This is a genomic window from Agarivorans sp. QJM3NY_33, assembly GCF_050870865.2.
In the GTDB taxonomy this organism is placed as follows: domain Bacteria; phylum Pseudomonadota; class Gammaproteobacteria; order Enterobacterales; family Celerinatantimonadaceae; genus Agarivorans.
In genome coordinates this window covers 4,666,484-4,687,248 of sequence record NZ_CP194039.2, presented here as the reverse complement: position 1 = coordinate 4,687,248, position 20,765 = coordinate 4,666,484, and the positions used below count along the sequence as shown (strand labels likewise).

The 20,765-nt window shown below is 46.3% G+C and carries 15 protein-coding genes; 8 read left to right on the top strand and 7 right to left on the bottom strand.

What is annotated here, in order from left to right:
- Positions 1-160 precede the first annotated feature (160 nt).
- Positions 161-2,203, top strand: a complete 2,043-nt coding sequence (locus ACRRSY_RS21210) for a starch-binding protein (protein WP_432463976.1) — start codon at positions 161-163, stop codon at positions 2,201-2,203.
- A gap of 313 nt (positions 2,204-2,516) precedes the next feature.
- Here the strand turns inward: ACRRSY_RS21210 and ACRRSY_RS21205 are convergent, their stop codons facing one another.
- The 4 genes from ACRRSY_RS21205 to ACRRSY_RS21190 all read right to left on the bottom strand — a co-directional run bounded on the left by ACRRSY_RS21205 (position 2,517) and on the right by ACRRSY_RS21190 (position 8,732).
- Positions 2,517-5,693 (bottom strand): efflux RND transporter permease subunit, encoded by a 3,177-nt coding sequence (locus tag ACRRSY_RS21205; protein ID WP_432460367.1) that lies wholly within the window; start codon positions 5,691-5,693, stop codon positions 2,517-2,519.
- A 2-nt stretch (positions 5,694-5,695) separates the two neighbouring features.
- Complete coding sequence (locus tag ACRRSY_RS21200) at positions 5,696-6,718, bottom strand: efflux RND transporter periplasmic adaptor subunit (RefSeq protein ID WP_432463975.1); 1,023 nt, start codon at positions 6,716-6,718, stop codon at positions 5,696-5,698.
- A 53-nt stretch (positions 6,719-6,771) separates the two neighbouring features.
- Complete coding sequence (locus ACRRSY_RS21195; RefSeq protein WP_432463974.1) at positions 6,772-8,460, bottom strand: FAD-dependent oxidoreductase; 1,689 nt, start codon at positions 8,458-8,460, stop codon at positions 6,772-6,774.
- Positions 8,461-8,546: 86 nt separating this feature from the next.
- Positions 8,547-8,732 carry a YgaP family membrane protein gene (locus ACRRSY_RS21190; RefSeq protein ID WP_432455588.1) on the bottom strand — a complete coding sequence of 62 codons (186 nt, stop codon included), beginning with the start codon at positions 8,730-8,732 and terminating at the stop codon, positions 8,547-8,549.
- A gap of 137 nt (positions 8,733-8,869) precedes the next feature.
- Here ACRRSY_RS21190 and ACRRSY_RS21185 point away from each other — a divergent pair, with 137 nt between their 5' ends.
- Genes ACRRSY_RS21185 through ACRRSY_RS21175 form a run of 3 tightly spaced genes read left to right on the top strand, consistent with a single transcriptional unit; the run spans position 8,870 to position 10,064 of the window.
- Positions 8,870-9,166: an ArsR/SmtB family transcription factor gene (locus ACRRSY_RS21185; protein ID WP_432455589.1), complete on the top strand. Its 297-nt coding sequence runs from the start codon at positions 8,870-8,872 to the stop codon at positions 9,164-9,166.
- A gap of 54 nt (positions 9,167-9,220) precedes the next feature.
- Positions 9,221-9,649 carry a YeeE/YedE family protein gene (locus ACRRSY_RS21180; RefSeq protein ID WP_432463973.1) on the top strand — a complete coding sequence of 143 codons (429 nt, stop codon included), beginning with the start codon at positions 9,221-9,223 and terminating at the stop codon, positions 9,647-9,649.
- A complete protein-coding gene (locus tag ACRRSY_RS21175) occupies positions 9,642-10,064 on the top strand; it encodes a DUF6691 family protein (RefSeq protein ID WP_432455591.1) in 423 nt (140 codons plus the stop codon). The genes ACRRSY_RS21180 and ACRRSY_RS21175 overlap by 8 nt, the downstream gene beginning before the upstream one ends.
- A 55-nt stretch (positions 10,065-10,119) precedes the next feature.
- Here the strand turns inward: ACRRSY_RS21175 and ACRRSY_RS21170 are convergent, their stop codons facing one another.
- Positions 10,120-11,310 carry an ROK family protein gene (locus ACRRSY_RS21170; RefSeq protein ID WP_432460364.1) on the bottom strand — a complete coding sequence of 397 codons (1,191 nt, stop codon included), beginning with the start codon at positions 11,308-11,310 and terminating at the stop codon, positions 10,120-10,122.
- Positions 11,311-11,610: 300 nt separating this feature from the next.
- On the opposite strand from ACRRSY_RS21170, the gene ACRRSY_RS21165 reads away from it, so the two are divergent.
- Positions 11,611-12,399: a substrate-binding periplasmic protein gene (locus tag ACRRSY_RS21165; RefSeq protein WP_432460363.1), complete on the top strand. Its 789-nt coding sequence runs from the start codon at positions 11,611-11,613 to the stop codon at positions 12,397-12,399.
- Here the strand turns inward: ACRRSY_RS21165 and ACRRSY_RS21160 are convergent.
- Together ACRRSY_RS21160 and rep are read right to left on the bottom strand one after the other, a co-directional pair.
- Positions 12,347-13,447, bottom strand: a complete 1,101-nt coding sequence (locus ACRRSY_RS21160) for a phosphotransferase (RefSeq protein WP_432455594.1) — start codon at positions 13,445-13,447, stop codon at positions 12,347-12,349. The genes ACRRSY_RS21165 and ACRRSY_RS21160 overlap by 53 nt on opposite strands.
- Positions 13,448-13,654: 207 nt before the next feature.
- A complete protein-coding gene (gene rep / locus ACRRSY_RS21155; RefSeq protein WP_432460362.1) occupies positions 13,655-15,673 on the bottom strand; it encodes a DNA helicase Rep in 2,019 nt (672 codons plus the stop codon).
- A 177-nt stretch (positions 15,674-15,850) separates the two neighbouring features.
- Here rep and ACRRSY_RS21150 point away from each other — a divergent pair, with 177 nt between their 5' ends.
- From ACRRSY_RS21150 to ACRRSY_RS21140, 3 genes are read left to right on the top strand one after another with little or no spacing between them, the layout of a single operon-like run.
- Entirely contained in the window at positions 15,851-16,417 is a 567-nt protein-coding gene (locus ACRRSY_RS21150; RefSeq protein WP_432460361.1) for a TetR/AcrR family transcriptional regulator, read from the top strand.
- 16 nt (positions 16,418-16,433) lie between these two features.
- Positions 16,434-17,555, top strand: coding sequence for an efflux RND transporter periplasmic adaptor subunit (locus ACRRSY_RS21145; RefSeq protein ID WP_432455597.1), 1,122 nt, complete (start codon positions 16,434-16,436; stop codon positions 17,553-17,555).
- 11 nt (positions 17,556-17,566) lie between these two features.
- A complete protein-coding gene (locus ACRRSY_RS21140; RefSeq protein ID WP_432455598.1) occupies positions 17,567-20,638 on the top strand; it encodes an efflux RND transporter permease subunit in 3,072 nt (1,023 codons plus the stop codon).
- Positions 20,639-20,765 lie beyond the last annotated feature (127 nt).

The window sequence follows — 20,765 nt, the reverse complement described above, 5'->3', positions numbered from 1 at the left end:
GTAAATTGAGCGTCGAGGTATATCGCCAAGGATGGGTAAGTTTGGATTTTACTTGTGGTTCTTTCCTGCGGTTTATTTACCTTCTCACCATAGACCACCAAAGAGTGGCGGTGAAACATTAGTCTAAAGAGACGCTCAAAGATTACACGGGAAAGTAGCAATGAGAAAATTTAGTAAAATCGCCACTAGCGCCTTGCTAGCTGGTGCGGCGCTGAGCTATGCCTCTAGCGCCACGGCAGTGCCTCGCACTGCTTTTGTTCATTTGTTTGAGTGGAGTTGGCAAGATGTTGCCACCGAATGTGAAACCTTTTTAGGGCCTAAGGGCTTCGCTGCGGTACAAGTCTCCCCACCAAATGAGGGGGTAGACAATCCCGCTTGGTGGGCTCGTTATCAGCCAGTGAGTTATCGCTTCAATAGCCGCAGTGGCAACCGCGAGCAGTTTCAAGATATGGTACAACGCTGTAAGGCTTCGGGTGTCGATATTTATGTCGATGCGGTGATTAACCATATGGCAGCATGGGATCGATATTTCCCCGATGTTCCCTATGGCACCAATGATTTCAACTCTTGTACTCGCGAAATAGATTATGGCAATCGTTGGCAGGTACAGTATTGTGATCTAGTGGGCCTCAATGATTTAAAAACCAGTTCTGATTACGTGCGACAAAAAATTGCCGATTATATGAATGATGCCACGAGTATGGGGGTGGCTGGTTTTCGAATTGATGCGGCAAAACATATCCCTGCGGAAGATATCGCGGCGATAAAATCTAAACTGAATGGCAATCCATATCTTTTCCAAGAAGTGATCGGTGCTGGTGGCGAGCCGATTCGTCCAACCGAATATACTTATAATGGTAACGTGACGGAATTTGCCTTTGCGCGCCAAATTGGTCCGGCATTTCGTAATAGCAACATTGCCTGGTTGAGAAATCTATCGTCTTCGATGGAGCTAGCCAGTGCTGACGCCGTGACTTTTGTTACCAATCATGATGAGGAACGACATAATCCTAACGGACCGATTTGGCATGGTACAGCGGGTGATGGTTACTTCTTAGCGAATATTTTCACCCTTGCTTATCCTTATGGTTATCCAAAAATCATGTCGGGTTATTACTTTAATGGCGACTTTGATGCGGGTCCACCAAGTACTGGTGTGCATACTGGCAATGCCTGTGGTTTCGATGGTGGGGACTGGGTTTGTGAGCATAAGTGGCGTGGTGTCGCGAATATGGTGGCATTCCGTAACCACACTGCGGCACAGTGGCAATTAACCAATTGGTGGGATAATGGTAACGACCAAATTGCTTTTGGTCGCGGCGGCCTAGGTTTCGTTGTGATCAACAAACGCGCAGACGGTACTCTAGAGCAAGATCTGAATACTGGTATGGCGGACGGTGACTACTGTAATATTATTGAGGCTAACTTCGATGAGACGAGCGGTGAGTGTATCGTTTCGGCGGATGCGAAAGGTCCTGGAGTGATTACCGTGAGTGGTGGAATGGCCCACTTCAGCGTGAGTGGCGATAATGCTGCGGCGATCCATGTTGGCGCAAAAATTGAGCCTTGTACTGGGGATGATTGTGGTTGTAGCGGAAGTGCTTGCCTGACTCCTGTGACCGCCAGCACCATTTGTTATGACAACGCGGCTCAATTTAATTCGCCAAGTCTTTACTATTGGGGGGCTCAACCTTTGGGCAGCTTAGCCGATGCCAATTGGCCTGGTGTGAGCATGCAGAAAAATGGTAGTTTTTACTGTCATGATCTTGGGGCAAGCCTAAGTCGTGTGAATGTTATCTTTAGTGATAATGGTGCTAAGCAAACTGCCGATTTAACCGTAGCAGGTGCCAGCTGTTACCAAGGCGGACAATGGAAGAGTTTGACCGACTGTGGTTTTATCGTCACGGATCAGCCGGTGGGTGGCAGTGAAGTGTGTTATGACAACCAGGTTGGCTTTACTAATCCAAGCATTTATTACTGGTCAGTTCAAGCTGAAATGGTTGTGAACGATGTCCAATGGCCTGGTACTGCGATGCAGCAAAAAGGGAATTACTATTGTTATGATTTTGGCACCCCCTTGAGTCATTTAAATGTGATTTTTAGTGATAATGGCGCCAATCAAAGTAGTGACTTGAGTACCGATGGTGATGCGCTTTGTTACGCCTCTGGAAGCTGGGTTGCGTCAAGCTATTGCAGCGACTAATTTGCTTGCGGGTTACCTTTAATCGTGGCGGTAAAACGATTGTACTAACCGCATAGCAAACCTTCATTTATTCATGCGTCTCGATTGTGCCCGGCTTGTGCCGGGCTTTTTTATGCTGGGCGCGGTGAGGGACTTTTAGCGGCACCACATAGGGCTTTGTGAGAGCGAAGCGAGTCAGGCTCCGCGCTTCGGTGGCGTCCGTGCATCATTGCCGCACACTGCAGGATGAATGAAACAGGCCCACCTTTGCAGATCCAGATAGGCCCGATCTTAAGATTGTAAGCAGGCGATAGCGGGCATCCACGGATTGTGATTATCCTTGAGGATAGTGCTTACGCATTAAGGCAAAATATAATACTGGTATAACCACTAAGGTCAGTAGCGTAGAAACCAGAATTCCAAAGATAAGGCTGATGGCTAAGCCATTAAAGATTGGGTCATCGAGGATGAATAAAGCCCCGATCATCGCGGCTAGTCCGGTTAACACGATGGGTTTGGCTCGTACCGCCCCCGAACTTATTACGGCTTTGGAAAAAGGTATACCAGCGCTTGCCTGCTGATTGATAAAATCCACCAGCAAAATAGAGTTACGCACAATGATCCCCGCGAGGGCTATCATACCGATCATCGATGTGGCAGTGAACTGGGCGCCTAATAGGGCGTGTCCCGGCATGACCCCGATGATGGTTAACGGGATCGGAGCCATGATGATCAAGGGGACCAAATAAGAACGAAACTGGGCAACCACTAATAGGTAAATCATGATCATCCCCACCGCATAGGCGAGTCCCATGTCGCGGAAAGTTTCGTAGGTTATTTTCCATTCACCATCCCATAAAATGGCAATCTCGCTCAGCCCATCTGGTTGGTCGATATAGTGTTGCGCAAAAGGCAAGCCGGCATCTTTGGCACTGAAGGCCATCTCAAACATGCCGTATAAGGGACTGTCTAAATCACCAGCCATGTCGGCAACGACCATAATCATAGGAATGGCGTTTTTATGCATAATCGGCAGGTTAGTGCTGCCTTGATTGATGCTTACCAATTCACTCAAGGGGATCGCATCGCCTTGTGGGTTATGCAGTCGTAAATTGAGCAGCTGCTCTAAATCAAACTTGTCTTTTTCTGCCAGCTGTAAGCGGATCGGGACCGGATAGAGTTGTTGTTCTCGATGTAAGAAGCTGACATCTTTTCCGCCAATCGCGGTGGTAATGAGGGTAACAATGTTCCCATAGCTAATCCCAAGCTGAGCACTCTTACTACGATCAATCGTAATTCGCCATTGAGTTTGTGGGCTGGGTTGCATGATGTCGATATCAACGATGTCGTTGGTATGATGAAAATGCTGCATTAAAGCACTTGCGGCTTGTTGGCGTATTTCATCGCTGGGACCATAGACCTCTGCCACAATTGGTGACCAAACTGGTGGCCCTGGCGGGACTTCAACGATTTTGATGTTGGCCTGATAGGGGGCACCGATCGCTTGCAGTTGTTGTCGCACCGAACTGGCAATACTGTGACTATCACGTTGCCGATGGGCTTTATCAACTAAGTTTACCTGGATATCACCGAGCTCTTGGCTACTGCGTGTAAAGTAGTGACGGACTAAGCCATTGAAGTTAATCGGGGCGGTGGTGCCGGCATATAGTTGTAAGTCAGCAACTTCGGGGATGGTGAGCAAGTAATCGCTCAGCTCAAAGAGAAGTCTTTGATTTTGCTCTAAACTGCGCCCTTCAGGTAGATCAACCATCACCTGAAACTCTGACTTGTTGTCGAAGGGAAGCATTTTCATAACCACCAATTTATTAATGGGTAAGGCGACGGCGGCAATAATCATCAATAGTACGACTAACCACAACCAGATCCGGTTCTTGCCGCCTCGGTGAGGGTCTAGAAACGGCCGCATTAGTTGTTCGAATAAACGGTGTAATTTCGAGCCTTGGCTCGATTCGGCTGGATGATCAGGGGTATTTTTGAGTAGTTTAGCGCTTAGCCAAGGTGACAGGATAAAGGCCACCGACAAAGAGATTAACATGCCAAGGCTGGCATTAATTGGAATGGGGCTCATGTAGGGCCCCATCAAACCGGAAACAAAGGCCATCGGAAGCAGTGCGGCAATCACGGTAAACGTTGCCAAAATAGTTGGCCCACCCACTTCATCTACCGCTTGAGGGATAATTTGGCTTAGCTTGGCGGGTTCGGCATGCTTGGCTGCCAGCCGCATATGTCGGTGGATGTTTTCGACCACCACAATTGCGTCATCGACTAGAATGCCGATGGAAAAAATCAGTGCAAAGAGAGAGACTCGATTAAGGGTAAAGCCCCAAGCCCAGGAAGCAAATAAAGTCATCGCGAGGGTGATGACAATCGCGATCCCCACCACAATAGCTTCTCGCCAGCCCATAGCCAGCAGCACCAACAGTACAACGGCGATTGTGGCAAACACCAGTTTGCCAATCAGGGTATTGGCTTTGTCAGCGGCAGTGGCGCCATAATTACGGCTCAGTTGGTGTTTCACCTGATGTGGAATGAGTACATTATCCAGTTGGCTTAGCCGTTGTTCGATACGTTCCGCCAGTTGTACCGCGTTTTCACCCGCTTGTTTGGCGATAGCAATCGTGACGGAAGGAAATTTACCTTGCTGGTTGACCAGCCACACGCTTTGACTGGGTAATTCAGCTCCAACCTTGATGCTGGCAACATCAGCCAAGAATACCGGTTTTTGATTGTGGGTTGCTATCACCAAGTTCTCTAATTCGCTGGCGGATCGTAAGAATTGCCCGCTTTGCACCTTGATGACTCGGTTATCTTGGATCAGATCGGCTAATCCTGATTGTTGGTTATTGCTTTGTAACTGCTGGGCGATCTGGTCAAATTCGACCCCATAGGCGTTGAGTTTCACTGGATCAACTCGGACTGAAGCGACCATCGCTTGCTCACCTAAGGTATAGACATCTTTGGTGCCGGGGATCCGTTTTAATTCAGTTTCTAAAGTGCGGGCGATTTTAGTTAGGTCGAAGGGACTCAGTGTGAGACTCTCGTCCCATAAGGACAGGCTTACGATGGGTACATCGTCAATTGCTCTGGGTTTAATTAAGGGTTGTCCGACGCCCGCACCACTGGGGAGCTTGTCTAAGTTTGCATAGATTTGGTTGTATAAGTTTACGATGGCGTCATTGCGTTTTACACCGACATCAAACACCACAATAATCATCGCACCATTGGGTTGTGAGAATGAATACAGAGTATCGATACCATTCAGCTCGGAGATGATTTTTTCTGCTGGTAGCGTAACTAAATTCTCGACTTCTTTGGGACTTGCACCGGGGAAGGGAATATAGACATCAGCAAAGGTCACATCAATTTGTGGTTCTTCTTCTTTGGGGGTGATCAGTACCGAAAATATCCCAAGTAATAGACCAATTAAGGCTAATAAAGGGGTAATCGGTGAGTTTAAGAAGCGCTCGCCAATGCGTCCTGCAATTCCCATGACTACTGCTCCCCATCTAACATCGCTTGGTAAGCCGATAGTGCGATTTGGTCATTTTCTTGTAAGCCAGAAAGCACTTGTACCTGTTGTTGTTTGCGTTCTCCAAGGCGAACTTGGTTCAGGCTAAAGCCCTTGGCAGTTTTTAAATAGACCGCACTGAGTTCATTGAGCTGTAATACCGCAGACTGAGGGATCCAGATTTGCTCTCGCCAGCCGTAACTAAAACTCAACTTCGCCCAGCTACCGGGATAAATGTTGGCGCGTTCAGTGGGCAGATTAAGCCGGATCTTGAAAGTGTGAGATTGTTGATCGGCGTGGCTAAACAGAATAAAGTCCTTGGACTGTATCGGATTTTGGCCATCGATAATCAGCGAGAACAAAGTTTGATTATTAATCACATCTAAATAACGCTGTGGCACATTGGCTACCGCACGCATATGTTCGAGTGAGTAGCCAGAATAAAGTGCTTGGCCTTGTGAAATGGTCTCACCCAATTGCACATGGCGTTCGGTTACAACGCCAGAGAAAGGTGCTTTAACAATGGTGTAATCAAGCGTTTCTTTTGCTTGTACTAGGGCGGCCTTGGCGGCTTTTACTGCACTGGTTGCTGCCTTTGCCTCTGTTTCGGCCAGATCCAGTTGACCCTTAGAGACCGCGCCTTGGGGATAGAGCTTTTGCAGGCGTAACCATTGGCGTTGCGCTTCGTTGTTTTGCGCAATGGCACTGCTGAGTTGGGCGTTTGCCGCGGCGTAGGCGGCTGATTGCTGAGTGCTGGTGATTTCGAGAATGATGGCGTCTTTCTCGACAAAATCATTCACATCATAATAAAGGCTTAATACTCGCCCCGAGGTCTGTGCAGCTAAGGTTGCCGCATCGACAGCTTCGATGACCGCGTCGAGTTCAACATGAATGGGGGTCATTGCCGAGCTGACCGTAACCGTTTCTAGGTCTGCAGGGGCGGCATCAACCGTGTTGGCTGCAAACGTTAGCAGTCCAGTGAAAAAAACAGTGGCTAAGCTTTGCATCTGACATCTCCCTTGTAAAAAGGCGCTAGTACTAGCGCCGTAGTCCTAGTCTGCTAAAGACAAGCTTGCTCTGCGAGCCAAGTTTTATAGCCTCCGGTAAGATTTTTGGCCTTAAAACCAAGATTGGCTAACTGGCGATAGGCAACGTTGCCACGTAAACCAACCATGCAATAAATGAGTATTTCCTTGTCTTTAGGGAGCTCATCAATGCGTTCACGAAGTTGATCCACTGGAATGTTGATTGCTCCGGGGATCCTACCGAGTTGCTCTAATTCGTTGGGATTGCGCACGTCTAAGATAAGTTGTTGCTCGGAGGCTTGATTGATTTCAGCGCTATGACACAGGTGGGTATGCCCTTCAATACTATTCGCTGCGACAAAGCCTGCTTGGTTAATGATATCCTTCGCGCTGCCAAAAGGTGGCGCATAAGTTAGCTCAAGGTGTTGTAAGTCGAAGACGGTCATACCGGCTCGCTGGGCGACCGCAAGGATATCAATTCGCTTGTCGACTCCCTCTTTACCTATCGCTTGTGCGCCATAGATCAAGCCACTTTGAGGATGAAATAATAGTTTTAAATTTATTGGCTGAGCGCCCGGATAATAGCCGGCGTGGCTTGCTGCGTGCAGGTATACTTTTTGATACTCAAGCCCCTTAGCTTGCAAGTTTTTTTCATTTAAGCCAGTGGAAGCTACGGCTAAATCGAAGACTTTACAGATAGCCGTACCCTGGCTGCGTTGGTAGTGCTCGTTGGCACCAAAGATGTTATTTGCAACCATTCGTCCTTGACGATTCGCTGGCCCCGCAAGTGGGATTAATGCGGCATCTCCGGTAACAAATTCAGGGTCTTCTATGGCATCCCCCACCGCATAAATAGATGGGTCGGAAGTTTGTAGTTGGCTATTCACTTGAATCCCGCCGAGTTTTCCTAACTCAAGCCCTGCAAGCTTGGCTAAGCTCGTTTCTGGTTTTACCCCGATAGCCATGATGAGGAGTTCTGTTTCGAGCATCTCACCATTGCTGAGGCGCAAAGAAAGCGCGTCGGAATTGAGGTTTGCCAGCTCTTCTTTTTGTTCCGCAGCGGGCGGGAATACCGCTTCTAAGGCGACGCCTAAATGTAAATCAACACCGTGATGGCGTAGCTCTTGGTGAAGTGGGCTGGCCATTTCTGGGTCGACCGGTGCCATGATCTGAGAAGAGAGTTCAATCAGGCTGGTATTGATTCCACGTTGCACCAATGCTTCAGCCATTTCGATGCCAATAAAGCCACCGCCAACTACGGTGGCATGTTTGGGTTGATTGATATCGATACTGGCGATGATTTTGTCCATATCAGGAATATTGCGCAGTGAAAAGGTGCGCTGATTATCAATACCGGGTAATGGGGGGACAATTGGTGCGGCTCCTGGACTAAGCACCAGAGCATCGTAACTTTCTTGATAATCTTGCTGAGTCAGTAAGTCGCGGATCGTTACCGTTTTGTGTTCTCGGTCAATGCTCAGTACTTCATGCATCACTCTGACATCAACATTGAAGCGGGCTTTAAAGCTTGCGGGAGTTTGCAATAACAGCGCATCACGTTGTTCGATGTCGCCACCAATATGATAGGGCAGGCCACAGTTTGCAAAAGAAATATAGGGGCCGCGTTCCAACATAATAATTTCAGCGCTTTCACTTAAACGCCGCGCCCTCGCTGCAGCTGAAGCGCCGCCTGCAACTCCCCCCACAATAACAATCTTACGCATAACTCTCTCCAAAAATTAAACTATAGCGGTATCGGCAAATACCGCTCTTGAAACTCAAGACTAAATTGATAAATATCAAACGCCGTTTATTTAAAACCTAGACGTTTAAACACCATTGCCGCTGGGCAAAAGCCAGTCACTGCACTTTGGATTAGGTTCACTCCGATGAATACGGTAAACCAAACAAAGTTAGGATGAACCCAGTAAGTTAATAGCAGTGAGCACAACACCATACTGCCAGCAAAAATCCGAACCACATTTTCTAAAGACATAATCGACCTCCTGAAAAACTGTAGTAACTTTATATTAGCTTTATCTAATTCGCAATGGTCTAAATTAAAATATTCTAAATTAGATTTGACTAAATAAGGTGGTTTTGTATAATTTCGCCATGTTGATAGGGGGAACTATGCAAGATGTATTGGCGCTACGTAACAATGTTTTATTAGTCAGTGAGTTGCTTAAAACTATTGCTCATCCCGATCGCCTAGTCGTACTTTGTTTGCTTAGTGATGGTGAAATGGGGGTGACAGAACTACGCCAATATAGTCAAAATAGTCAGTCTGCGTTTTCTCAACATTTAAAGGTATTAAGAGAAAGTCAGTTGGTGTCGGTGCGTAAAGAGTCTCAAAATGTTTATTACTCTTTAGCCGATCCTCGGATTAAGCAGTTACTTAGTAGTTTACGACAAAATTTCTGCGGTTAATTTTTAACAGCCCACCTACAGCCATCATTTTCTATTTTTTTCTTGGAGTTATTTATGAGTCACTTTACCCCTTGGAGCGCCCTGTTGGGGGGCATGTTATTGGGCCTGTCTGCGTCTTTGTTATTACTGTTGACGGGTAGAACTGCAGGGATTAGCAGTGTATTAGGTGGCATTTTTGGCGCGGCTAAGAGTGAATGGCCATGGCGGGTTGCTTTCATTGCAGCGATGGCAGTCAGCGTATTGATTACCCAGCCATTGGGGGTGAGTTTACCGATGTTGCCTAATTATTCCTTGGCTTGGACCATTATCGCTGGCTTGGCGGTGGGCGTGGGGACACAATTGGCTAATGGCTGTACAAGTGGCCATGGGATCTGTGGGATTGGCCGATTTTCCACTCGGTCTATTTTAGCCACATCGATATTTATGTTCACTGCGGTGTTGGTGGTGGGCTTGAATGCCCATTTTGGACTCGTCCATGTATAAAGTTATCGTGGGTTTAGTCACCGGTTTATTATTTGGTCTGGGGATGAATATATCGCAAATGGTTGATCCGAATAAGGTGCTTAATTTTTTAGATATATTTGGCGCTTGGGATCCGAGTTTAGCCTTTGTGATTGGCGGTGCTTTGCTGGTCTTCATTCCTTTTTACCATTTAATTATCAAGCCTCGCCGGCTGGCTATAAATGGCGATGAGTATCGCTGTGTATCGGTTAAACAAGCGATTACTGGGCGTCTGGTTGTAGGCTCCGTGTTATTTGGTATTGGCTGGGGCATGGTTGGTATCTGTCCGGGTCCTGCTGTCGCGGGTCTGTTACGTGGAGATATGATGATTTATTGGTTTATTGCCAGCATGTTGTTTGGCCATTACGCGAGTCAGTGGATTTTTGCTAAGACTTAAACCAGAAACTAGGAGGAAGCAGGGCTTCCTCTTATGGCTTGCTCGGTGAGTGGGATTAGTCGGTGTGTTGCTGAATGATGGCAATGATCCCTAGCCCCGATAAGTCTTCATTCCAATTGCAAGTTTCAACCACGTTTTCAACATGATGATAAGGCAATACACTGGCTTCTAAAGTGTTATTCATGGCGCTTTGCATGTGGCTAAATGCTCTGATCCCAGGGCCAGAGATAACAATTTTCTGTGGGTTAAATAGCGCCATGATATTGGCTAAGCCTAGACCTAACACCATGCCTGCTTGATTAAATATTTGGGTCATGGGCTCATTGGGATTGCTGGCTAACTGATTTAAATGCTGCATTTGTTGTTCGCTAGGATGGAGTAAATCATCTTGTGGTAATTTATAGATAGCGCAAGCATCTCGATAGATGGCGTAATCGCCTAGGTAAGCCTCGATACAGCCGCGTTTACCGCAACGGCATTGTGGCCCATTGAGACTGAATTTGGTGTGGCCAAATTCCGTTGAAGCGATCATCGATGGTTGATAGCTTGGATTGTTCACAATTAGTCCCATGCCAACCCCGTAGCCGAGTTGAATAGCAACTAAGTTATCTGTTGCTCGGTATTGCTCTTGATTCTTGATGGCAACGGCTAAGCAATAGGCGTCATTTGCCATAAAAACAGGGAGTTCCAAGCGTTGTTCGAGTTGATCGAGTAGTTGTGGATGTTCACCACATACCGCTGGGCTCCATAAAATTCCCCGAGCATCACTTCTTACGACGCCTTGCTGAGCAATGCCGAGTCCACGGATCTTACTGCGGTCGAGACCTTGTTGTTGAATGAAGTCTTCAACCACATCATGCAACCAGTTAAGAAGTTGTATTTGATTGAATTCTAGAGTGGCTGGATTCAACTTTGTTTGCCCAACAATTTTTCCAGTTGCGTCACCGAGGAATAGTCGGACTTCATTGATGGATAGCTTAAGACCAATATAAAAAGCAGCATCACTTACAATTTTTAGTTTAACTTTGGGGCGACCCCGGCTTGCGGATGGATCTAATTCGCTTCTTTGTTCGCTGAGTAAACCTTGTTGAAGTAATTCGGCAGTAATGGCGGTGATGGTCGCTGGACTTAGCTTACTGTAAGAACCTATATCAACTCTTGCTAGTTCCTGATGTTGGCGAAGTGTCCGCAAAATATCTCGACGGTTAGCGGCTCGGATCAACTCAGTTTCAGTCACTTTCTTCATGCAATGATGGCCTGCAATAATAATTTATGTATTAAAAATAGTCACTTATCTATTAACTCGTCAGCAAATTTTAGCGAATTGTTAATTGAGTCACGCATTCAATACAAAGGGTCAGTTGCTGGCTATCTTTCATTGTGGACTTCGCTGTAGAAAATCTGCAGCGAATTGCTCCAATTGTCGCTTGTGTATTAAACGACGGGTAGACAGCTAGAAAAGATAACTTGACTGCCAAGATTTAGTTGTTTGCTGGGACTTGGCTATAGTTTAACCACGACCTGTTGGATTTAGATTGGAGGCTGTTTGCAATTTTATGTTTGGCTGCGGTTATGGCTCAGTCTTATTCTTTTGAATCTAACCCCTTGCTTGTTGGCTGATGAATTACGGGTGGTCACCCATGTATTGCCCCCTTACACTGTGTTGGAAGACCAACGGCTTAGTGGTTCATCTGTCGATTTGGTTTATTGCACTTTAAATTCTCTCAATCAACCTTATTCGGTGACTGTTCGTCCAGTGTCTCGCGCTGAACAGCAGCTGGAGCTAGGACTGATGGACATGTTTTTTATCGCAAGTGAAACTTCGGCAAGGAGTGCGGTGGCGGCGTTTAGTCAGCCCGTTGCCTATGCCAGACGGATGTTATATGGTCTCAATGAACACTTGCCAACGATGAATGATGCTCAAATAAGACAATTAACGGTGGGTGTATTGCATGGTTCGGCGATGCACCGCTGGTTGTTAGATCAGCAGTTTCCTCATATTAAATCACGTTATAACTACCATATTTTGTTTGAAATGTTAGAGCGTGGGCGTATCGATTCGGTATTAGCGCCAGAAGATGTATATCAGCAAGAGCTATCAGATCAGCATATTCGTCAGAAGTTATATAGCCAATTAATGAAATACATACCGATCGGTGTGTATATCAGTCACACTTGGTTGGCAGAGCATCCTGGGTTTATGGCTGCTTTTAATCAACATTTGCAAATTTGCAAAAAACTAACAGTAAACCAGCAGAGCGCTGAGCATTTCATTGGATCTGCTATGACTGTTGGTACTGCTTCGCTAAATGCCGATAAGCTTGATATTTTTTGATCAATTCGATTTGGCTGAGTGTGGCATTATCGAATAGTAAGGCACCGTTGTTTTCTAGTTGCAGAAACACCGTCGCTAACATGGTAATGACTTTGTCGATCCGCTTTAAGGTCATTGTCGTGCAGCTCTTACCGTGAATGTCATCGGCAATATCAAGACAATGCGAGCGAAAACTTTCGCTAATAAATAAGTTTTTTAAGGAGCGTTCGTTATCTAAGGCATATTCCCAGCGCTCGATAATTTCAGTTTGCCATTGAATAATAAGCGGTTGTGCGTAGTTTTGCTTTAGCCAAATGAGCTTTTGGGTATAGCTGTCGAGAGCGGTTTCCTTCAATTCACGAAATAGCGCCAGTTGATCGGCTGGGCTCATCACATCCTGATAACGCAATAAGTAACCGAATACGTTACGGGTTTCTAGACGTTCTGCCGCATGAAAAGCGGGTGAGGCGAGACCGTCACTATTGTAGTGTTCGAGGGGGTTATAAGCATACATATAGCCAAAATCGAATAAGTGAATATTACGGCCATCGTATAAAATATTCCCTGGGCATAGATCCCATTCCATCAGACCTGCTTGCTCCAGAGCGAACAGCGTGGCAAATATCTGACGGAATATCTCCCGGCTAAAACTGGCGAGAGGTTTACCGTCGATCCACGGTGATAAAATGAATCCCAGCCGATAATTTGCGTAGAGCGTACTTACCAGAGGTGCAAAAGCTTTAGCGGTTCGGGGGGAATCTTTTAAGGCTTGGATGTCTCGGCGGCGTTGCACTTCATTTAAAAATGAAGTTTCACCATCCACATTATGCACTAAAGCCTGCGCTCGCTTCCGCTTTAGATTGTAGTGACGGCCATGAATATACAAGTGGAGCACAATGGCGGTTAAGCCGTCTTCAAAGGTTTCGACGACATAGGGGGAATCAAGCCTTAAGCTTGCTAACTCTTCGACGGGCAATGGGCAGGCCTCTGCTTGCCCAACAATAATGTTTGCTTCACCCTGCTGAAAGTTTAACTGCGTCTGTTGGCGTTGCTTCACGAGTGGGTTCATCGTATTGACCTCACATCCATTGATCCTAATTTGCTGAGTCTATGCCGATCGCAGAAGCAAGTAAGGTAAAATTTAGAGATGAAAACCTTTTCGGTCACAGAACTTCCACTAGCAGCGGAAATTATTCGCTTGGGATCACATCTACGACCTAATTTAGGCTTGAGGTTTGTCCAATAAGTGACCTTTAATTGATTAAAAAATAAAGATTTATTTATCTTTGTTGAGCGCTGCACGAAGTGCCGCAATACCAATTGAGCCTTTTTCTTGGCGTTGCTCTACACTTTCTTTTTGGCGTCTTTGTTCCCAAATGAGATCGTTTTGAGGTAATTCATAGAGAAAGCGGCTTGGCTCAGGCTTAATTAATTCACCAAACTGACGGCGTTCTTTGGTTAAGGTAAAGGTGAGTTCTCGTTGCGCTCGAGTGATCCCCACATAAGCTAGGCGCCGCTCTTCATCAACATTTTCCTCATCGATACTGCTTTGGTGGGGGAGCAGACCTTCTTCCATTCCGATTAAGTAAACATAAGGAAATTCCAAACCTTTTGAGGCATGTAAGGTCATCAATTGCACTTGATCACTTTCTTCATCGTCTTCGCCTCGTTCCATCATGTCTCGTAACATTAGGCGATTCACAACTTGCGGCAGGTTCATCGCCTCGTTGTCGTCATCTCCTTCTAACATTCCGCTCACCCAGCGAAACAGCTCAGACACGTTTTTCATCCGCATTTCTGCGGCTTTAGGGCTGGGACTGGTTTCGTAAAGGAAGTCTTCGTAGTGAATATCACGGATTAAATCACGCACCGCTTGCAGTGCATCTCCCTGTTCTACCCGCTGTGCGAGGCTGAGTAACCAGTGGCTGAACTGGCCGACAGATTTGAGTGCTCGGGTGGGTAAAATGCTTTCCATTTCAGAATGTTTGGCTGCAGCAAACAAACTGATTTGTTGCTGGTTGGCAAAGCTGCCTACTTTTTCCAAGGTGCTTGGGCCAATTTCACGGCGGGGGGTATTAATCACTCGCAGCAAGGCATTGTCATCCTCCTGATTTACTAAAACACGTAGGTAGGCCATGATATCTTTGATTTCGGCGCGAGAGAAAAATGACGTGCCACCACTAATTTTGTAGGGCACGCGGTTGTTCATCAGAACCTTTTCTAATAAGCGTGACTGGTGATTGCCTCGATAGAGAATAGCGTAGTCTTTATGGCTGGCACCATTCATAAAGCGATGGCCGATTAATTCGGCGACCACACGCTCAGCTTCTTGCTCTTCGTTCTTGGCGAACAATATTTTGACCGCTTCACCATAATCGAGTTCGGAGAATAAGGTTTTATCAAATATATGTTCGTTATTTTCGATCAGAATATTGGCACATTTTAGGATCCGCTGAGTTGAACGATAGTTTTGCTCTAACTTGATGACCTGTAATGCCGGGAAGTCGGTTTGCAGTTGCATCAAGTTTTTCGGTTGTGCACCGCGCCAAGAATAAATGCTTTGGTCATCATCTCCAACCACGGTAAAACAAGCCCGGCTGCCGGCGAGTAGCTTGACCAGTTGATACTGGCTGGTATTGGTATCTTGGTACTCATCTACCAGTAGGTATTGAATGCTGTCTTGCCAACGTTGGCGAACTGCTGAATCGTGGGTGAGTAGCAGAGTTGGCATTAAAATTAAGTCATCAAAATCCAAGGCATTATAAGCGGTGAGTTGGCGTTGGTAAGTTTCATATAGACTGGCAAATAATTGCTGTTGTTCACCTTGCGCGTGGCGTAGCGCCTGAGTGGGCAAAATGAGGTCATTTTTCCAGTTGGAAATGCTGGTAATCAGTTGTTTAAGTAAATCTTTATCGCCTTCTAGCTGTTGTTCCGTTAACTCTTTGAGTAAAGACATTTGGTCTTGGTCATCAAATAGCGAGAAGTTGGGTTTTAGTTTTAAACTTTTATATTCACGACGAATAATATCTAAACCTAAGGTATGAAAAGTCGACACTCGTAAGCCGCGGCTTTCTTTGCGCCCTAGGGTCTGCCCCACTCGCTCCTTCATCTCTCTCGCCGCTTTATTGGTGAATGTCACCGCTGCAATGTGTTTCGGCTTATAGCCACAGTTTTGAATTAAATGGGCAATTTTGTTGGTAATGACTCGTGTTTTTCCGCTACCTGCGCCAGCTAATACTAAACAGGGGCCCGAGACATAACTGACAGCTTTTGATTGAGCGGGGTTTAACTTCACAAGGAGGTCCTTCAATAATTGGCCGACTATTTTAGCTGATTGACGTAAGGCAATCTATGCTGCTGTTCGTGTGGTTTTTAGAATTGAGAACGAAAAAACTGTGAACTGAACACATATTCATTGATTAAATTGTTCATTGTTTTATACTTTTCGACTTTATGAATCAGTGTTCATTTTATGACTAGTGATAAACGTGTGCGTATTTTGAGCGCAGCTGGCGTCTTAATTAGTCGCTCTGGGGTTGACGCTTGTTCTATCCATCGCGTGGCAAAGCAGGCGGGGGTGGCTACCGGAACGATTTATTTATACTTCAAAAATAAAGAAACCCTGATGGCTGAACTGCATGAACGTAACTTACGTTTGTATGCCGAGGCTTTTGTTGCGGGGGTTGAAGATGAGTCTGACTTGCTGGGTCAGCATCGTCGTCTTTGGCGAAATGCGCTAAATTATCATAAGCTGAATCCAACGATACATCGTTTATGGGTTCACTTAGAGACCTTACCCAGGGGTCATCGTCATCAACAATTGGTTGAAGACTTGTTTCAGCCGGTGAAACATTTTTTAAGTTCAGGTGTCGAACAAGGCTACTTTAAACCTTTACCTGGAGAGTTGTTATACGCTTTGGCCTTTGGTCAAATTAATGAAATCTGTCGTTTTATGATGCTTCGGCAAGTGCAATTTAGTGAGCAAGATATGGATGCTGCTCAATTAGCTAGCTGGGACGCTATTATTTTACATCCTTAGTGACTGGAGTTGGGAAATGAAGAAATGGATGGCGATCATGCTACTTATCGCAGTGGTACTGTTTGGTAGTGTGTTTGGTTTTTACTTGTTTAAACAAAAAATGATTGCTCAATTTATGGCGAATAGACCGATACCTGAATTGCCTGTTGAGGTGGCTTCAGCTAAGGCGCAAGATTGGCATCCAGCAATTGAATCGATCGGTTTTATTGAACCTTATCAGGGCGTTAATATTTCTAGTTCGGTATCGGGCTTGGTGACTGACATTCATTTTTCATCGGGTGATACCGTGAAATCGGGCCAACGCTTGGTGAGCTTAGAGGCGGATGTAGAAAGAGCTAACTTAGCTAGTGCCGAAGCGAAATTACCTGCGATTAAGCGACAAATGGAGCGTAATAAAACGTTGTTAACCAAAGGTTCGGTGTCGCAAACCCAGTTCGATGACTCGGAAGCGACTTATTTAGCTTTGGTGAGTGAGATAGCATCTTTAAAAGCGACCATTGAGCTTCGTGAAATTCGCGCTCCCTTTGATGGGGTGATGGGGATCCGCCAAATCAACCTTGGTGAGTATTTGCAGCCAGGGAATGACATCGCGCGCTTAGAAAACCTGAATCGCATGTTGTTACGCTTTATTGTCCCACAAAAAGAGATTTCGCTGATTGATGTGGGGACTGAAGTTGAGCTGAATACCGACGCTTACCCTGAACAGTGGTTTAAAGGAAAAATTACCACAATCGAACCTACGGTTGATTCGCAAAGTGGGGTGATTCAAGTGCAGGCGACCTTACCTAACGATGAAGCCTTACTGCGTTCCGGTATGTATGCCAGCGTTCGTATTTGGCAACCGGTACAAGCCAATCAAGTGGTGGTTCCGCAGCAAGCAATTACCTTCTCCTTGTATGGTGAGTCTATTTATGTGATTGAACCACAAACCGCAGAGGATGGCAGCGAGATCTTAGTTGCTAAACAACGTACGGTTACCATCGGTGAGCGTCGTGGCGATGTTGCGGTGGTGACCTCGGGTATTAAAGCGGATGAGCAGGTTGTGGTGTCTGGACAGGTTCGTTTGCGTAACGGTGCTCGGGTGAAACTTGTCGAAGACAACTTCGTTCAGCGCGATCAAACTTTGCCAAAAGACTAGGAGCTTAGGTCATGAAATTTACCGATATTTTTATTCGGCGACCCGTATTGGCTCTGTCTTTGAGTTTGTTGCTATTAATTGTGGGTATGCAATCCATATTTAAGCTGCAAATTCGTGAGTACCCAGAGTTAACCAATACGGTGATTACTGTTACCACCTCATATTATGGTGCGCCAGCAGAAGTGATTCAGGGTTTTATTACCCAACCTTTACAACAGTCGATTGCGGAAGCCGATAACCTCGATTTCTTAGAGTCTAAATCGGCGATGGGTAGCAGTACGATCACTGCGTATATGAAAACTGGTGCCGATCCCGATGCAGCTTTATCTGAGGTGATGGCTAAAGTTAACGCGGTTCGTGCGCAGTTACCGAGTGAAGCTTTAGATCCAAATATTGCCCGTTCTACGGGTTCTAGTACCTCGATTATGTATATTTCCTTTAGCAGTGAGGATTTAAAATCAGCTCAGCTGGTGGATTACGTGAATCGAAACGTACAGCCGCAAATGGTGACGGTGACCGGTGTTGCCAAGGCCAATGTTTATGGTCCTCAGTTGTCGATGCGGGTGTGGTTAGATCCGGTGAAACTGGCGAATCACAAACTGACTGCCGCGGAAGTTGTGAGTGCATTGCAAAATAATAACTTTAGATCGGCGCCTGGTCAGGCCAAGAGTCGCTTCAAAGTATATAACGTTGAAGCGGATACTGATCTGAAGACGCGTGAAGAGTTCCAACAGTTGATTGTTTCGCGTAGTGCTTCGGGGATTGTGCGTTTAGGCGATGTGGCTGAGTTAGAGCTTGATTCTGCCCGGGAAACGGTTCGTGCCAAAGCCGATGCAACCACCGCGGTGGTGGTCGCCATCGATCCGACGCCAACCGCAAATCCACTTACCGTGGCAACACTGATTAACGAGATGCTACCCAATATTCAGGTTAATCTTCCCGATAGCATGAAGATGGAAGTACTCTATGACTCGACCGAATATATCGAGTCTTCGATCGATGAAGTATTACATACCATTGTCGAGGCAACGGTGATTGTCGTAGTGGTTATTTTCCTATTTATGGGGAATTTCCGTGCGGTATTGATCCCGGTGATTGCCATCCCACTGTCTTTGGTTGGTGTCTGTTTAGCGATGCAAGCGCTTGGTTTTTCGCTTAACTTATTAACCCTATTGGCCATGGTACTGGCAATTGGTTTGGTGGTGGATGACGCAATTGTGGTGGTGGAGAACGTCGATCGGCACATTCGACTGGGAATGAAACCCTTCGATGCGGCGATCGTGGGGACTCGAGAAATTGCCCTTCCAGTGATCTCGATGACCATTACTCTGGCCGCTGTTTACTCACCGATTGCCATGGTCGAAGGTTTAACTGGGGTGTTATTTGCCGAATTTGCCTTAACTCTTGCTGGTGCGGTGGTGGTGTCGGGCTTTGTTGCCTTAACCCTATCGCCAGTGATGTGTTCGGTATTGCTAAAACATAACCCTCATCCTGGGCGTTTTGAAGCCGGTGTTCATCGTTTCTTGAATCGCTTAGACAGTGGTTACGATCGCATGGTGGGCGCGGTACTGGCTCGTCGCCCTGTGGTGGTCATCTTTGCGTTGATCGTGATGGGGTCTTTGTATCCTTTGCTAAAAATTATCCCTACCGAATTGGCGCCTGCCGAAGATAAAGGTGCGGCGATGATTATGGCAACTGGACCAGCCGGGGCAAACCTTGATTACGTTGATCAATACACCACTGAGATTGGTCGTCGGGCCTTGAAGTTAGATGATATTGCTGGTTCGTTCACCTTAGCGGGGATCCCGAGCTCTACCCAGGGTTTAGGATTCTTACGAACCGTGGTATGGGACGACCGTACTATGGATCAAGATACCTTGGTGAAAACGATTCAAGCAAAAACCGCGGATATTGCCGGAGTATCGGTCGCTTCATTCCCGCTACCGGTATTACCGGGCTCTAGTGGCGGTTTCCCAGTGCAGTTTGTATTGCAGGGAACTGGCGACTATCGTAGCTTAGTTAGCCTTGCGCAGGAATTACAGCAAGCGGCGATGCAGAGTGGTTTCTTTGTGTTTAGTGACCTAGATACTAAGTTCGAAACTGGGACTTTAGATATTCAGGTGAACCGAGATAAAGCTGGTGCTTATGGGGTGAAAATGGCCGATATTGCCAGTACCTTAGGCACTTTGATGGGGGATGGTTATGTCAATCACATTAACTTTGATGGTCGCTCTTATGAGGTGATCCCACAGGTGAAACGTGAAGACCGCCTTAGCCCAGAAGCGATTGGTCAGTTTTATGTGAAAACTGTTGATAGCAGTTTGGTTCCATTAGTGAATTTGATTGATTGGAAGCTCAAAGGCCAACCGGAAGCCTTGTTGCAAATGAATCAGACCAACTCGGTGACACTGAATGCGGCGTTAATGCCGGGTCAAACCATGGGGGATGCTCTTAATTTTCTAGAGCAGAAATCAGCCGAATTATTGCCTAAGGGCTATAGCTTTAACTATAAAGGTGAATCCCGTCAGTTTAAACAAGAAGGTTCGGCGCTGTTTGCCACCTTTGGTTTAGCTTTGGCGATCATCTTCCTGGTTTTGGCGGCTCAGTTTGAGAGTCTCCGTGATCCTTTGGTGATCATGGTCTCGGTACCTTTGGCGATTTGTGGTGCCTTGTTGATGATGGGCTGGGGCTTGGCGACGCTGAATATCTATACTCAAATTGGTATGATTACTCTGGTAGGTTTGATTACTAAGCACGGTATTTTGATGTGTGAAGTCGCCAAAGAACGGCAAATATTGCGCGGTGAAGATAAAATTACCGCGATTCGTCATGCTGCTCGAATTCGTCTACGGGCAATTTTGATGACGACCATTTCGATGGTGGCTGGCCTCATCCCCTTGTTATTGGCGGTGGGTCCGGGCGCAGCGGCTCGTTTTGATATTGGGATGGTGATTTGTGCTGGCTTGTCCATCGGTACGGTATTCACCTTGTTTGTATTGCCTGTGATTTACTCTTACTTAGGTGCAAATCATAAGCAAATCCCAAGCGTGGAACATCTGCAAGGGGAAACTGTTGCGGATTAAGCTCTCATCGTTGATGTGAACAATGGATAAAAGCCCAGCACTGCTGGGCTTTTTTGTGTCAGTTGTTCATGGCGTCGAGAGCTTCGTATTATGCTACCAATCTGACAGTCTATTTGAGATCCAAGGC

Bases quoted from the DNA above. Each gene is read 5' to 3' on its own strand.
- ACRRSY_RS21210 (WP_432463976.1), top strand. From the start codon at position 161: ATGAGAAAATTTAGTAAAATCGCCACTAGCGCCTTGCTAGCTGGTGCG.
- ACRRSY_RS21205 (WP_432460367.1), bottom strand. From the start codon at position 5,693: ATGGGAATTGCAGGACGCATTGGCGAGCGCTTCTTAAACTCACCGATT.
- ACRRSY_RS21200 (WP_432463975.1), bottom strand. From the start codon at position 6,718: ATGCAAAGCTTAGCCACTGTTTTTTTCACTGGACTGCTAACGTTTGCA.
- ACRRSY_RS21195 (WP_432463974.1), bottom strand. From the start codon at position 8,460: ATGCGTAAGATTGTTATTGTGGGGGGAGTTGCAGGCGGCGCTTCAGCT.
- ACRRSY_RS21190 (WP_432455588.1), bottom strand. From the start codon at position 8,732: ATGTCTTTAGAAAATGTGGTTCGGATTTTTGCTGGCAGTATGGTGTTG.
- ACRRSY_RS21185 (WP_432455589.1), top strand. From the start codon at position 8,870: ATGCAAGATGTATTGGCGCTACGTAACAATGTTTTATTAGTCAGTGAG.
- ACRRSY_RS21180 (WP_432463973.1), top strand. From the start codon at position 9,221: ATGAGTCACTTTACCCCTTGGAGCGCCCTGTTGGGGGGCATGTTATTG.
- ACRRSY_RS21175 (WP_432455591.1), top strand. From the start codon at position 9,642: ATGTATAAAGTTATCGTGGGTTTAGTCACCGGTTTATTATTTGGTCTG.
- ACRRSY_RS21170 (WP_432460364.1), bottom strand. From the start codon at position 11,310: ATGAAGAAAGTGACTGAAACTGAGTTGATCCGAGCCGCTAACCGTCGA.
- ACRRSY_RS21160 (WP_432455594.1), bottom strand. From the start codon at position 13,447: ATGAACCCACTCGTGAAGCAACGCCAACAGACGCAGTTAAACTTTCAG.
- ACRRSY_RS21150 (WP_432460361.1), top strand. From the start codon at position 15,851: ATGACTAGTGATAAACGTGTGCGTATTTTGAGCGCAGCTGGCGTCTTA.
- ACRRSY_RS21145 (WP_432455597.1), top strand. From the start codon at position 16,434: ATGAAGAAATGGATGGCGATCATGCTACTTATCGCAGTGGTACTGTTT.
- ACRRSY_RS21140 (WP_432455598.1), top strand. From the start codon at position 17,567: ATGAAATTTACCGATATTTTTATTCGGCGACCCGTATTGGCTCTGTCT.